Consider the following 14,338-nt stretch of genomic DNA (forward strand, 5'->3'; position numbering starts at 1 on the left):
GACGCACCTGCGCCTGCGAGGTGACGGCGGCGGCGTGTCGCCAGCGTCCCCACAATCGGTACCCTGATGATGTGACTCCCTCCGCGACCCCAGCCACAGCCCCGCAGCCCAACCACTGGGTCCTCACCTTCAGTTGCGCGGACAAGCCAGGCATTGTGCACGCCGTCAGCGGCGCGATCGTGGCCGCCAGGGGCAACATCACCGAGAGCCAGCAGTTCGCGAGCACCGACACCGGGCGCTTCTTCATGCGACTCCAGGTCGAGTCCGCCGCCGACCGTGCCGAGTTCGAGCGCGCGCTCGCCCCCGTCGTGCACCAGTTCGGGATGCAGCACCGGGTCGACAACGTCGGCCGGCCTCTGCGCACGCTCGTTCTCGCATCCACGGCTGCGCACTGCCTCAACGACCTGCTATTCCGGCAGCGCGCCGGCCAGCTTCCGATCGAGATCCCGCTCGTCCTCTCCAACCACGGCACGCTGCGCGACCTGGCCGGGTTCTACGGCGTCCCGTTCGAGTCCCGCCCTGTGACGGATGCGGCGAGCAAGGCCGCCTTCGAAGCGCGCGTGATCGAGGCCGTCGAGGAGCACGACATCGAGCTGGTGGTCCTCGCCCGCTACATGCAGATCATCTCCCCCGAGCTCTGCGAACGGCTGGCGGGCCGCGCCATCAACATCCACCACTCGTTCCTCCCCGGCTTCAAGGGTGCGAATCCGTACCGTCAGGCACACGCCCGCGGCGTGAAGCTGATCGGGGCGACGGCGCACTTCGTCACGAGCGACCTCGACGAGGGCCCGATCATCGAGCAGAACGTCGTCCGCGTCGACCACTCGCGCACCGTGCAGGAGCTGGTGGCCATCGGTCAGGACGAGGAGAGCCGCACCCTCACCCAGGCGGTCAAGTGGTTCGCGGAGGACCGCGTGCTCCTCGACGGGGCGCGCACCATCATCTTCCGGTAGCTGGATCGCTCCCCTGACCCGCGCAATAGAATGGCTCCCGTGACTTCCACGCAGCACCCGCAGAGCGACATCACGATCGGGCCGAACGACGTCCTCCGATTCGTGCTTGAGCTGTTCGCCATCTTCTCGCTCGGCTTCTGGGGCTTCGTGGCGTGGCCGCTGCCCTGGAACATCGTCGTCGGCATCCTCGCGCCGGCGATCGCCATCGTGCTGTGGGCGCTGTTCCGCTCGCCGAAGGCCGTGCTGCACGTCGACCCGTTCGTCAAGGCGCTCGTCGAGATCGTCGTCTTCGCGTCCGCTGCTCTCGCCTGGTGGAATCTCGGCCAGCCGATCGTCGCCGCCGTGTTCGCCGTGATCGCGACCGTGAGCGGCATCGTCAACGGGCGCAAAGAGTTCTCGTGACCGGCCTCGTCGTCCACAACGCCCGCAAAGTGGATGCGGACGGGCTGGTCGACGGGTTCTGGCTGGTCGTCGACGGTGACACCATCACCGCCACCGGGTCAGGGACGGGGTGGCACGCTGCGGCGCAGGGCAGTGGCCGTGAGGTGGTCGACGCCGGAGGGCACTGGCTGACGCCCGGCTTCATCGACCTGCACTGCCACGGCGGAGGCGGTCATCCATTCGACGACGGCCCGGAGCAGATGCTCGCGGGGCTGGCGACCCACCGCGCCCACGGCACGACCCGCTCCCTCGTCTCGCACGTCGCGAACCCGCTCGCCTCTCTCCGCGAGAGCCTGTCGATCGTCGCCGACCTGGTCGCCGACGACCCGCTGGTGCTCGGCTCGCACCTGGAGGGCCCGTTCCTCGCCCCCGAACGGCGGGGCGCTCACGATGCGGCCTTCCTGCGGGAGCCTGGGCCCGAGATGGTCGAGGAGCTGATCGGCGCGGCACGCGGCACGATGCGCGTCGCGACCATCGCGCCCGAGCTGCCGAACGCCCTCGAATCCATCGGCGTGCTCATCGAGGCGGGCGTCGTGGTCGGCGTCGGGCACACGGCGGCCGACTACGCGGAGGCCACGCGCGCGTTCGAGGTGGGAGCGCGACTGCTGACCCACGCGTTCAACGCGATGAATGGAATCCACCACCGGGCGCCAGGACCGGTCGTCGCGGCGTTCGAGAACCCGGAGGTCACCCTCGAGCTGATCCTCGACGGCCTGCACGTGCATCCGTCGGTCGCACGACTCGCGTTCACCGAAGCGCGCGGCAGGGTCGCGCTCGTCACCGACGCGATGGCAGCGGCCGGCGCGAGCGACGGCGACTACCGACTCGGCAGCCTCAACGTCTCGGTGCATGACGGCCTGGCCGTGTTGTCCGGAACGCAGACGATCGCCGGCTCGACCCTCACCCAGGATGTGGCGGTCAAGAACGCCGTCACTCTTGCGGGCCTTGAACCTGCGCGAGCGGTCGAAGCGGTCACTCTCGCGCCCGCACGTGTGCTGGGTGAAGACCACCGCTTCGGTCGTGTGCGCCCGGGGTACGCCGCTGACGTTGTGCTCCTCGATCACGAGTGGCAGGTTCGCCGCGTCATCGCGGCCGGTCGCACGATTGCCGGCGTCTGACCCCGGTGACCGATGGCACAAAGACGTGTGGCCCGACCCCAGGGGCCGGACCACACGGATGGGCGTGCCTGGTGACTACTTGATCAGGTAGTCCATGGCGACGGTCCCGAGCTTCGTGCCGTCGTACGACTGAACGGCAGTGCCCGTGTAGCGTCCTGCACCGAGGTCGAAGTCGGCGGTGGCCGACCAGACGCCGTAAGAGTCGACGACCGCCGATGCAATCGTGCGGCCGGAGCTGCCCTTGATCTCGATCGTGGCACCGGGGTGCGCGGTTCCGGAGTAGACGGGACGCGGTCCGGCGATGCTCTCACCTGCGCCCGGGCTGGTCACCGTGAGCGCCTGCGCAATCGTGTAGTCGAGGTTCGCTGCGCTGCTGCCCGTGCTGTGCGCCTGGGTCGCGTATCCGACGTACCGGCCACTGCTGAGCTGCACCTGCGACGTAGCGGACCAGTTGCCGTCGGCGTCGATCGTGGTGGATGCGAGCACGCGACCGCTGCTGCCACGGATCTCGACGGTCGCACCAGGTGTGCCGACACCCGCGAACACGGGGGTGTCGGTGGCGAGGACTGCCCCGATGGCCGGAGACGTCACCTCGAAGCCCTTCGCGGCGACGACCTTCACGGTGTACGACAGGGCGACGGAGGTGGTGTCCCCACCAGGGACGACCTGACTCACCGTGCCGACGTAGTGGTCATTGCCCAGTTCGATCTCCGAGGTGACGGACCAGTTGCCCGCTGCGTCGACCGTAGCCGAAGCCAGGACACGGCCGCTGCTTCCCTTGACCCGGATCGTCGCACCCGGCTCACCCGTACCGGAGAACTCCGGCTTGCTGACAGCGACCACGTCGCCGATCGCGGGCGATGTCAGAGTGAGCGGCTGAGCGACGTGAGCGGCTGCCGCGACGGTGAACGATACGGACGCCGTGGTGGCCCCCGTAGCGCCCGCGACGGTCTGGGTGGCGGTGGCCGTGACTGCGCCATTGGCAAGCGCGACCTCTGAGGTGACAGCCCATGCGCCGTCGGTTCCGACGGTGGTCGACGCGAGCTCGACACCGTTCGCGTCGGACACGACGACGGCCGCGCCAGGCTCACCGGAACCGGTGAACACCGGATTCGAGTCAGCGACAGTCTCGCCGTCGACGGGGCCCGAGAAGGCGACCGAAGCGGCGGGTGCCACGGTGTTCACGTAGATGAAGTGCTTCAGCGACGATACGACGGTGGTGCCGCGCATGAAATCGACTCGGATCACGTGCGGGCCATCGGCGAAGTCGGCGAACGACTCTGCAGACCACGTGCCGTCCGGCTTGATCATCGTCGACACGGCCACCCCCGTGTCGCCGTTGAACACGAACACGCCCAGGCCGGGCAGGCCCGTTCCGGTGAACACGGGACGACTGGTATCCGCCGTCGCCCCGAAGCCGGGAGTTGTGACAGCGTATGGGGCCTTCGCCGGGTCGGCGATCGCGAAGTTGCTCGTGGCACCCTTGTGATAGACGGTCACATCGACCATGTAGGCGGTGTAGTCGAGCGGCAGCTTCGGGTTCGAGCAGGACCAATTGCCGTTGGCGTCCGATTTGAACGTGCAGTACGTGAACTTGGCGCCGAGCGCCGACGTCAGGTAGAGCGTGCCCGAATAGTTGCTCTTCGAGGTTCCCGCGAACGTCGGGTACCGGTCGAAGATCGTCGACGATGTTGCGGGCGACGTGACGACCGGGATCGTGTCGTGATCCGTGTCCGCAGACGCGGGAGCCGCGAAGGCGAGGCCCGCGGCCGTGACGACGACGACAGACGCGGCGGCAACGCCGGCCCGAGCGGCGCGGACCGCAGATGCGCTCGACGCATCGACGAGCAGTGTGTTCTTTCGCATGGAGATGCGGATTTCCTTTCGTAGTCCGCGCGACACGAGCGCGCGGTCCAGTTCTCTCTGATGGGGGTAGACCCGCCAGTAGTCTTCCATGCAACATGTGATGTTGACAGATTCACGTTAAGAAATCCAATATTTACTTTGTTATGGCAAAAAGTGCATCAACCAGGAGGGGCGTGGCACATCCCTTGCGGGATGGGCCACGCCCCTCGGTTCGAGTCGAACTAGTTGATCGAATAGTCGATCGTCAAGGAGTCCATGAGGACGTCGTTGACGTAGTGGTGCGCGGTGCCGATGTAGTACCCAGCGGGGAGGGCAAGGTCGGACACTGCGGTCCAGGAGCCGTCCTCATCGACGACCGTCGAGGCGACGGTACGACCCGAGTTGCCCTTGATCACGACAGTGGCGCCCGGGTTACCGGTTCCCGTGTACGTGATGAGCTCGGCGGAGGTCGGGTTGCTCGCGGTCGGGCTCGTCATCGTCAGACCCGGGATGACCTGGTAGTCGAAGACGGCCTTCAGCGTCTCCCCGTCCGAGACGTGGGCGACGTGACCGATATAGCGCCCGAGACCGAGTTTCACCGTCGACGTCGCCGACCACTTTCCATCCTTGTCGACCGTCGCAGAGGCGATCACTCGTCCGCTGTTTCCACGAACCTCGATCAGCGCATCCGGCGTGCCGGTCCCGGCGAAGACCGGGTTCGCCAAGGTGGTGACACCGTCGATCGCGGGCGAGACGAGCGAGAACGAGGTCTCAGGGTTCGCCACGGGAACCACGATCGAGTAGCTGAACGTGGTGCTCGTCGTCACGCCGGCCGCATTCTGGACAACGGTGCCGATGTATCGACCGTCGAGCAGTGCGATGGTGGACGCGGCCGACCAGTCGCCATTGTCGTCAACGATTGCTTCCGCGACGACACGGCCGGAGCTTCCCTTGATCTGGACTGTCGCGCCCGGCTCGCCCTTTCCAGTGAACACCGGATAGGAGGTGGTGACGACCTCATCGAGTGCGGGCGACTGCAGCGAGATGATCCCGTCGACCTCACCCTTTCCACCGTTCTCGTCGCCGGTGCCGTTCTCGTCGCCGGTGCCGTTCTCATCGCCGGTGGCATTCTCGTCGCCGGTGCCGTTCTCATCGCCGGCGCCGTTCTCGTCGCCCTCACCTGGGACGACGACGCCACTGTTGACGTTGACGAAGAAGGTCGCGGAGGCCGTGCTGACCCGTGTGCCGAACTCCTGGACGACCCACACGGTGTGGCTGCCGTCTTCCAGTTCGGTCTCGGACTGGACAGACCAGGTGCCATCCTCGCCCACGATCGTGGTGACGAGCGTGCGCTCGTCCCTGATCGTGATGGTCGCTCCCGGCTCCCCGACACCGGCGAAGACCGGCTTGGAGTCCGTCAGGATCTGGTTGTTCGTCGGGGTCGTGACCGCCACGGGGAACGCCTCGGCGGTATCCGAGACGTTCGGCAGCTTCCAGAAGACCCCACCGATCTGGGTGCCCTCGGAAGCAACCGCGGGGTTCCACGAAACCGCACGGCAGTCCTGGGTGGCCGATCCGCTGGAGCTGGTGGCCTGCGGCCATGCCATCAGCTTGTAGTAGCCTGCCTCGTCGAGTTCGAACTCGCCAAGTTCCGTGAGGAGAACGCCACTGATGCCGCTGGCGTGGCTGGGGATGTTGATGTGCACCGGTTCGGGGGTGACCGATGCGGGAGCGCCATTGTCGCCACGGACAAACTGGTAGTAGAGCGAAGCCGTCACGTTGCAGCCAGTAGTCGACGAGCGGCCCGAGGTGAGCGCGTCAACGTGGAACTTCGCACCATTCAGCTTCTGGGAGCTGCCAGCCTCGACGACGTTGCCCCATCCGGTGACCGAGTTCGGACCGACGTATCCTGACAGGTACCTCGTGGTCGTGCCCGTCGCCTGCGCGACGACCGGACGGCCGCTGGTGGTGTTGCGGGTGATGCCCTCGACGACGTGACGGTACACGGTCACGCCGCCGGCCGCGGTAACGCGAATGCCGATGTTGTAGTTCACGGTCGCGTTCAGGCTGCTCATGGACATCGTGCCACGCGCGCTGATGAAGTGGATGTCGTAGTCGCCATCGTGCTGCGTCTTCACGATCGAGTAGTTGGCGCCGGTCTCCAGCTGGACATCGGAGACGGCGGCGAGCCCAGTCCACCGGTTCTCATCCGACGCCGTGGCGTTGAACTCGATATTCGACGGGATTTGGCCCTTCGGAACGCGCACGGTGAAGTCGGCGCGGAACTCGTCGTTGTACGCGTTCATACGGTCAGCGAAGCCCAGAATCCCGATCGTCGGGGACTCGAGGATCGTGATCTCGGCAGCCGCAGGGCTGGCGACAGCGGCCGAGGCAAGCACGATGGCGCCGAGGGCGACGGCTGCGCAAATCTTGCCGCGTGATGCACTGAAACCGGACGCGCCGGCGTGGTTGTTCTTTTTCGTTTGCACGTGAATGTCGATTCCTTTCGGGGTGCTCCAGCCGGACCAGGGAACCGGCGGGAACTCGCTGGAATGAGGTGTCATACCTCGGGATGTACCTTCACTTCGTCCGAGCGACGCAGCCGCGCGGTCAAGGTGCCTGAGGGCAAAGCCCCTAAGAAATCTTCGCATAAAATACGCTGAGCGTAAAATGCGCTACGCACTAAATTCTAAGTCTCAAAATCCAACATATGATTTGCATGTCATGCAAAAATGCCAGTAGCCCGACTCTTTACAGAGCCGGGCTACTGGTCAGTCGTGCTATGACTACTTGACGAAGTACTCCATCGCGACGGTGTGAAGGGTCACGCCGCCTGCCGAGTGGACCGCCGTGCCGACGTAGCGGCCCGCCATGAGGTCGAAGTCAGCCGTGGCCGACCAGCGGCCATCGGCGTCGACGACAGCGGAAGCGACCGTGCGACCCGTGCTGCCCTTGATCACGACCGTGGCGCCAGGCTGACCGAGACCGGAGTAGACCGGTCGCGGACCAACGGCGTCCCCACCAACCGCGGGGGTCACGGTGAGACCCTTCGTGATGGTGTACTCGAGGGAAGCCACGGTGACCTCGCCCTTACCGAACTGCTTCGCGGAGCCGAGGTAGCTGCCAGCCGCGAGCTCGATCTCGGAGGTCGCGGACCAGTTGCCGTCCGCATCGACCGTGGTCGACGCAAGGAGGCGACCGCTGTTGCCGCGGATCTCAACTGTCGCACCCGGGGTGCCGACGCCAGCGAAGACCGGGTTGCTGGACGTGGTGTTGCCACCAGTCAACGGGGAGGTCACAGTGAACGGCTTCACGTCGACGACCTTCACGGTGTAGGAGATCGCAGCCGAGTTGGTTGCCCCGCCCACGAGGCTCTGAGTGACCGTGCCGACGTAGTAGCCGTTGCCCAGCTCGATCGCGGACGTGGCCGACCACGTACCGGACGCGTCGACCGTGGCCGACGCGAGAACGCGGCCGGTGCTGCCCTTGACGTAGATGGTCGCACCCGGCTCACCCGTTCCCGAGTACACGGGCTTGTTGACATCGACGACGGCGTTGGTCGCCGGGGATGCGACGACCAGAGGAGCGACGACCGCTGCCGGGACGACGACGACGAAGGACGTCGAGGAGGTGCTCGTCTGACCCGTTGCACCGATCGTCTGCGTGACCGTCGCGGTCACTGCGCCGTCCGCCAGGGCGACCTTCGACGCCACGCTCCAGGTTCCATCCGCAGCAACCGTCGTCGAGGCCAGCTCGACACCGTTCGCATCCTTCACGACGATCGAAGCGCCGGCCTCACCAGCGCCGGAGAATACCGGCTTCGCCTCGGACACCGTCGAGCCAGCAGCCGGACCGGCCACCGTCACCTCCGCAACAGGTGCAACCGTGTTCACCGTGATGAAGTGATTCACGGACGACACAACCTGCTCAGCCCGAAGGAAGTCCACGCGAACTGCGTGCGAACCGTTCGGCACGTCGGCGAAAGACTCAGCGGTCCAGTTGCCGTCCGAGTCAACGTACCCGATTGCCACGACCTGATTGCCCACATACACGAATGCACCCTGGCTTTCGAAGGGACGGGCAGTTCCCGCGAACACCGGACGGTTCGTGTCCACCGTCGCGCCGAACCCGGGCGACGTCACCGAGTACTGATACTTGGCGGGGTCCATGACGTTGAGGCTGGTGCTCGCGCCCTTGTTATAGACGGTCACATCAACCGTGTAGGAGGTGTAGTCAAGCGGCTTGCTCGGGTTCGAGCAGGACCACGTGCCCTCCGCCGTCGACTTGAACGTGCAATAGGTGAACTTCGCACCATTGGACGGCGTCAGGTACAGCGTTCCGCTGTAGTTCATCTTCGACGTTCCCGAGAAGGTCGGGAACTTGTCGAAGATCGTCGACTTGGCCGCCGGCGATGTCACGACCGGAATCGTCAGGTCGTCGGGTGCAGCCGATGCGGGGGCTGCGAAGGCCATGCCCGTCGCGGTCACGATCAGGGCAGAGGCGGCAGCGACACCCGTCCTGGCAGCGCGGAGCGCGAGCCCCTTCGAGGCACCAGACGGCTGGGTGGTTTTACGCATGGAAGTGCATTTTCCTTTCGGCGCCCGCAGACGTCCTAGGGAGACGGCGCGGGCAATCGGGCTGGGGATCATTCCCCGTTTGGTTCAAGCGATGTCAGATCGGGTCTGATCTTCGCTGCCGAGAAGCAATTCGGAATGCTTTGTTCGACATATTTATTCTTACACCTACACCTGTTGCGTGCAACATTTCACTATCCTTTTCAGGAATCTCTAAGCAAATAGGTCGGTCCCGTTCGGAATGCCGCCAAACGGCGTCCGAACGGGACCGACCTATTTCGAGAGTGTGTGCCCTACAGCTTCTGCCAGGCAGGCTTGTTCGCGTACGCGTAACGGTAGTAGTCGATGTTCTTCAGGCGAGACGCCGCCGCCTCGTCCACGAGGACGGTGACGTGCGGGTGGAGCTGGATCGCCGAACCGGGGTTGCTGGCTGAGACAGGACCTTCGACGGCGCCCGCGACCGCATCCGCCTTGCCCTCCCCGAACGCGAGCAGCAACAGGTGGCGCGCCCGCAGGATCGTCGACAACCCCTGCGTGATGCAGTGCATCGGCACGTCGGCCTCGGAGTCGAAGAAGCGCGCGTTGTCCTTGCGCGTCTGCTCGGTCAACGTCTTCACGCGCGTCACGGAGGCGAACGACGATCCTGGCTCGTTGAACCCGATGTGGCCGTCCGTGCCGATGCCGAGGATCTGCACGTCCACCCCGCCGGACTCAGCGATCGCCTTCTCGTAGTCGGCTCCGGCGTGCTCGATGGTCTCGATGGCTCCGTTCGGCACGTGGATGAGAGACGGCGTGAGTCCGAGCGGCTCGACGACCTCGCGGCTGATCACCGCCCGGTAGCTCTCCGGATGGCCGGCTGGCAGCCCGACGTACTCGTCGAGGGCATATCCGCGGACGTGGGAGACGTCGACGCCCGCCGTCTGCACCTTCGACGCCAGCGCGCGGTACAGTGCGAGCGGCGTCGATCCTGTCGCCAGGCCGAGCACGGCATCCGGCTTGCTGGAGATCAGATCCAGGATGCTCTGCGCAGCGAGCTCTCCCGCTGCTGCCTGATCGGGGACGACGACGATTTCAGCCACTTAGTTCTCTCCTACGAGTGCGGCGCCGAGCGCTGCGACGGGTGAATCTTCCGGGACGAGGCGCACGCGATCCTGCAGCGACAGCGACGCCAGGAACGGCGAGCTCGTCGACCAGGATTCGAGCACTTCGTGGACGTCGCAGAGCAGGCGGTCCCCGAGATGACTGAGTCCGCCGCCGATCACGACGGAGTCGGCGTCGACGGTCAGCACGAGAACACGCACCGCGGAAGCGATGCCCTCTGCAAGCCTAGCCTTGATCGCCCGCGCGGTCCGGTCGCCGTCCGCCGCTGCGGCGAACACCGCGCGCACGGGGAGCGGGTCGTCCGTGATCCACTGCCTGGCGACTCCCGACCCGCTGGCGACGGTTTCGAGGCACCCTCGCTGACCGCAGGCGCAGAGCACGCCGTTCGGGTCGACAGGAATGTGCCCGATCTCTCCCGCGATCCCTCCGCTCCCCCGCCAGAGTCTGCCGTCGACCACGATGCCCGCGGCCATCCCCGTGCCGAGGTTGAGGTAGGCCATCGTGCCGCCGAGGCCGAGCACGTGGTACGCGCCGAGCGCCGCGGCCTTCACGTCGTTCTCGATGCGCACCCCGACGCCGAGCCGCCCGGCCAGCTCGCCGCCGAGTTCGAGCTTCTCCAGCCCGAGGTTGACCGCGTGCGCGACATGCCCGGATGAGCTGTCGACCAGCCCGGGGATGCCGATGCCGATCGAGTCGAAGGCGGTCGCGGACAGGCCGGTCAGCTCGCCGATCCTGGAAACCGCTGCGACGGCCGTCTCGACCACCGCGGTCGATCCGAAGCCGGTGGAGAGCCGGATGCGCTGGGCGAGAGAGCCGAACTCGTCGACCGCGACCGCGTCCGTCTTGGTCCCGCCGATGTCGATGCCCAGTCTCACGATTCCGGGCCGAGCAGGTCGAGGAGGGCGCGCCCGACGAGCCTGGATGCGCCGAACGTGGCGATGTCGGCATAGGCGCGGTCGTCGCTCGGCCAGCCCATGTCCACCACGAGCACGCTGTCGCGTTCGGCCCGCAGCCGGTCGATCGCATCCCTGGCGAACGCGTGCCTGTGATTGTCCTTACCGATGACGAGCACGGGAGACTGCGCGGCGAGCACGAGCTCCGGATGGTCGCCCTCCGTGAACACGACGGTCGGGTTCGCGGCGAACGCGACGGCGAACTCCGCCCCGGGGTCGGCGGCCATCTCGGCGAACGGCCCCCAGGGGGCGACGCCGACCGCGATGTTCGCGACGGTGTCGATGCGCACGACGGAGCACGGGCCGCGGTGGTCGCGCATCCACTGTGCTGCGTGCTCAGAGATGTCGAACGTGCTGATCGCGACGACGACGTCGGACGGGTCTAGACGCCCTTCCGGAGCGTCCACCGGCACGGGGAGGGCCGCCTGCTCCGCGCGGAGCCCGGCGGTGAGGGCGAGAACGCGCTCTGCCGCCTGCTCCACCCTGGATGCGGCGAGTCGGCCGTTCTCGATGGCCGCGACGATCGCATCCTCGATCTCGGTGAGCTGGTCGTCTGTGTTCTCCGTGCCGATGCAGAGCAGGTCGCAGCCCGCGGCGAGCGCCAGCACCGCGGCCTCCGGAATCCCACGCTCTCCGCTCGCGCCCTGCATGTCGAGCGCGTCGCTGACGACGACGCCGCGGAAGCCGAGCTCACCGCGCAGCAGTCCCTCGATGATCGTCGGGCTGAACGTCGCAGGGCGTTCGGCGTCGAGCTGCGGGAGCAGGATGTGCGACGTCATGATGGTACGGGCGCCCGCCTCGATCACCGCGCGGAACGGACGGAGTTCGCGCTCGCGCAATTGCTCGACGCTCAGGTCGACCTCCGGGAGCACGAGGTGCGAGTCCTGCGCCGTGTCCCCGTGACCGGGGAAGTGTTTGGCGCAGACGGCGACGCCCGCCGATTGCAGGCCGCGCGTCCACGCGGCGCTCTGCTCGGCCACCAGTTCGGGCGACGAGCCGAAGCTGCGCACGCCGATGACCGGGTTGTCCGGGTTGGAGTTGATGTCCACATCCGGTGCGAAGTCCAGGTTGCAGCCTGCCCGACGCAGTTCCCAGCCGACGCGGCGCGCGACCTGCTCGGTGTATCCGGGGTTGCCGAGGCGCCCGAGGACGGCGTTGCCGGGGTACGGCGAACCGGTCTCGTAGTAGAGCCTCGTGACGTCTCCGCCCTCCTCGTCGATCGCGACCACCGCATCCGGGTTGGCGGCGTAGATCGCGTCGGTGAGCTCGCGCAGCTGCGCGACGGAGACCACGTTCGGTCCGAAGACGCACACCCCGCCGAGGCCGGCGCGCAGGCGCTCCGCGAGCCAGTCGGGCAGCGTGGTCCCCACAAAACCGGGAACAAGGGTCGCCGCGATGCGTCGACGGAGGTCGGCGTTCGCGTTTCCCGGTTCTGTGGTGTCCTTCTGGTCGGCGATGCTGGGGCCGCTCACCCCTTCACCGCCCCGCTCACCAGGCCGCTCGTCATCCGGCCCTGCACGAAGAGGAAGAAGATGATGACGGGAACGGCGACGAGGGTGGATGCGGCCATCACCTGGCCCCAGTCCGTCGCTCGGGATGCGGACTGTTGGATGAAGCCGCGCAGCCACAGCGGGAGCGTCTGGCTGGAGTTCTCCTGCAGGATCACGAGCGCGACCGTGAACTCGTTCCACGCCTGGAGGAACGCGTACACGCCGGATGCGACGAGGCCGGGAGCCAGCAGCGGGAACGTGATGCGCATGAACGCCTGCGTGCGGCTGAGGCCGTCCACCATCGCGGCCTCTTCGAGGTCCGCCGGGATTCCGGCGACGAAGCCGCGGAGCATCCAGATCGTGAACGGCACGACCGCTGCGATGTAGATGATGCTCACGCCGACGACCGTGTTCAGCAGGTTCAGGCTGCCCATCAGCTTGTACTGCGCGATGAAGAGGCCTTCGGCCGGGAGCATCTGGATGAGCAGCACGGCCAGCACGAACGACTTGCGTCCGCGGAACTTGAACCGGCTGATCGCGAGAGCCGCGAGGAACGCGAACAGGATGCAGAACACGACGGTGACGACGGCGATGATGACGCTCATCCCGAGTGCGGGGAAGAACGTGCCGCCGTTGATGACCTCGGTGAAGTTGTCGAACGATCCGCCGAACGGCAGCCAGGTGGGCTTGGTGTTCTGCAGGACCACGTTCGGCAGCAGCGACGAGTTGACCATCCAGTAGACGGGGAACACCCAGATCAGCGAGATGACGACGCCGACGATCCCGAGGATCACGCGCGACGGCTTGATCTTCTGGCGGAGCTTGCGCGGCGGCTGCGGCTTCGCGTCGATGCCGGCGATGGACGTGGCCGGGGGAAGCGTACTGGTCACGATTCGTCCTCCTTGAGCAGGTTGCGCACGTAGAACCAACTGATCGCGATGGTCAGGATGAGCACGAAGACGCTGACGGCGCTGGCCATCGCGAAGTCGCTCGATCCGACGCCGAGCTGGTAGATGTACGTGCCGAGCAGGTTGGTCTCGCTTGCGATCGAGCCCTTGTCCTGCAGCAGCCGGATCTGGGTGAAGACCCGGAGGTCCCAGATGATCTGCAGCAGCAGCACGATGCCGAGCACCGGGCGGATCATCGGCAGGATGATGAAGCGGAGGCGCTGGAAGCCCTTCGCGCCGTCCATCTGGGCGGCCTCGAGCACTTCGCCAGAGACCTGGGTGAGACCGGCGAAGACGGAGAAGGCCACGAACGGCACGCTCATCCAGACCACGATGATCATCGCGACGAAGAAGAAGGAGAGCGGGTTCTGCAGCCAGTTGTGGTTCTGGAAGTCGAGGCCCCACGACGTGAGCGTGTAGTTCACGATGCCGCGGCGCCAGTCGAACAGCCAGTTCCAGACCGTCATCGCCGCGACGACGGGCATGGCCCAGGCGAGCAGCATCGAGATCTGGATGATGATGCGCACCGCTTTGTTGACCGCGTTCATCAGCAGCGCCATCCCCACGCCGACGACGACGGTGACGGCGGCGGTGACCAGGCAGAAGGCGATGGAGCGTGCGACGACGACCCACATGTACGGGTCGGAGAAGAGGGTGATGTAGTTCTCGAACCACACGAACGGCGCGGGCTGGCCGAACTGCTGGGCGAGTCCGAAGCTCTGCATCGACGTGACGAGCTGCCACACGATCGGGTAGCCGAGCGCGAGGATGAGGATCGCGACGGAGGGGATGAGCAGAGCGTACGGGGTGAACTGGAATTTGCGTTTGCGCGGCGTCTGAGCGCCTGGACGCTCGGGCCGGGATGTGGCCGTCACAGCATCCTGTGTCGTCGTCACGTCTGGCCTCCTTCCTGAGA

The 14,338-nt window shown here is 66.4% G+C and carries 11 protein-coding genes; 3 read left to right on the forward strand and 8 right to left on the reverse strand.

Annotated elements, in window-relative coordinates; translation table 11 throughout:
- Window positions 1-71 precede the first annotated feature (71 nt).
- Genes purU through nagA form a run of 3 tightly spaced genes read left to right on the forward strand, consistent with a single transcriptional unit; the run spans window position 72 to window position 2,512 of the window.
- Window positions 72-953 carry a formyltetrahydrofolate deformylase gene (gene purU, locus ACYVGI_RS00880; RefSeq protein WP_460630800.1) on the forward strand — a complete coding sequence of 294 codons (882 nt, stop codon included), beginning with the start codon at window positions 72-74 and terminating at the stop codon, window positions 951-953.
- 30 nt (window positions 954-983) lie between these two features.
- The gene (locus tag ACYVGI_RS00885) at window positions 984-1,355 is read left to right on the forward strand and encodes a YrdB family protein (protein ID WP_460630801.1); all 372 of its coding nucleotides are present in this window, start codon (window positions 984-986) and stop codon (window positions 1,353-1,355) included.
- Entirely contained in the window at window positions 1,352-2,512 is a 1,161-nt protein-coding gene (nagA, locus tag ACYVGI_RS00890) for an N-acetylglucosamine-6-phosphate deacetylase (protein WP_460630802.1), read from the forward strand. The genes ACYVGI_RS00885 and nagA overlap by 4 nt, the downstream gene beginning before the upstream one ends.
- A 75-nt stretch (window positions 2,513-2,587) precedes the next feature.
- Here the strand turns inward: nagA and ACYVGI_RS00895 are convergent, their stop codons facing one another.
- From ACYVGI_RS00895 to ACYVGI_RS00930, 8 genes are all read right to left on the reverse strand, one after another.
- A complete protein-coding gene (locus tag ACYVGI_RS00895; protein ID WP_460630803.1) occupies window positions 2,588-4,378 on the reverse strand; it encodes an Ig-like domain-containing protein in 1,791 nt (596 codons plus the stop codon).
- A gap of 221 nt (window positions 4,379-4,599) precedes the next feature.
- Entirely contained in the window at window positions 4,600-6,846 is a 2,247-nt protein-coding gene (locus tag ACYVGI_RS00900) for an Ig-like domain-containing protein (RefSeq protein WP_460630804.1), read from the reverse strand.
- A 297-nt stretch (window positions 6,847-7,143) separates the two neighbouring features.
- Window positions 7,144-8,934, reverse strand: a complete 1,791-nt coding sequence (locus tag ACYVGI_RS00905) for an Ig-like domain-containing protein (protein ID WP_460630805.1) — start codon at window positions 8,932-8,934, stop codon at window positions 7,144-7,146.
- Between the two features lie 290 nt (window positions 8,935-9,224).
- Complete coding sequence (gene nagB / locus ACYVGI_RS00910; RefSeq protein ID WP_460630806.1) at window positions 9,225-10,010, reverse strand: glucosamine-6-phosphate deaminase; 786 nt, start codon at window positions 10,008-10,010, stop codon at window positions 9,225-9,227.
- Window positions 10,011-10,907, reverse strand: coding sequence for an ROK family protein (locus ACYVGI_RS00915; protein WP_460630807.1), 897 nt, complete (start codon window positions 10,905-10,907; stop codon window positions 10,011-10,013).
- Window positions 10,904-12,457, reverse strand: a complete 1,554-nt coding sequence (locus ACYVGI_RS00920) for a glycoside hydrolase family 3 protein (RefSeq protein ID WP_460630808.1) — start codon at window positions 12,455-12,457, stop codon at window positions 10,904-10,906. The genes ACYVGI_RS00915 and ACYVGI_RS00920 overlap by 4 nt, the downstream gene beginning before the upstream one ends.
- Complete coding sequence (locus tag ACYVGI_RS00925; RefSeq protein ID WP_460631466.1) at window positions 12,454-13,326, reverse strand: carbohydrate ABC transporter permease; 873 nt, start codon at window positions 13,324-13,326, stop codon at window positions 12,454-12,456. The genes ACYVGI_RS00920 and ACYVGI_RS00925 overlap by 4 nt, the downstream gene beginning before the upstream one ends.
- A gap of 35 nt (window positions 13,327-13,361) precedes the next feature.
- Window positions 13,362-14,318, reverse strand: coding sequence for a carbohydrate ABC transporter permease (locus ACYVGI_RS00930; RefSeq protein WP_460630809.1), 957 nt, complete (start codon window positions 14,316-14,318; stop codon window positions 13,362-13,364).
- Between the last annotated feature and the right edge of the window lie 20 nt (window positions 14,319-14,338).

The organism is Leifsonia lichenia, assembly GCF_054780215.1.

Bases quoted from the DNA above. Each gene is read 5' to 3' on its own strand.
- ACYVGI_RS00905 (WP_460630805.1), bottom strand. From the start codon at position 8,934: ATGCGTAAAACCACCCAGCCGTCTGGTGCCTCGAAGGGGCTCGCGCTC.
- ACYVGI_RS00885 (WP_460630801.1), top strand. From the start codon at position 984: ATGGCTCCCGTGACTTCCACGCAGCACCCGCAGAGCGACATCACGATC.
- ACYVGI_RS00895 (WP_460630803.1), bottom strand. From the start codon at position 4,378: ATGCGAAAGAACACACTGCTCGTCGATGCGTCGAGCGCATCTGCGGTC.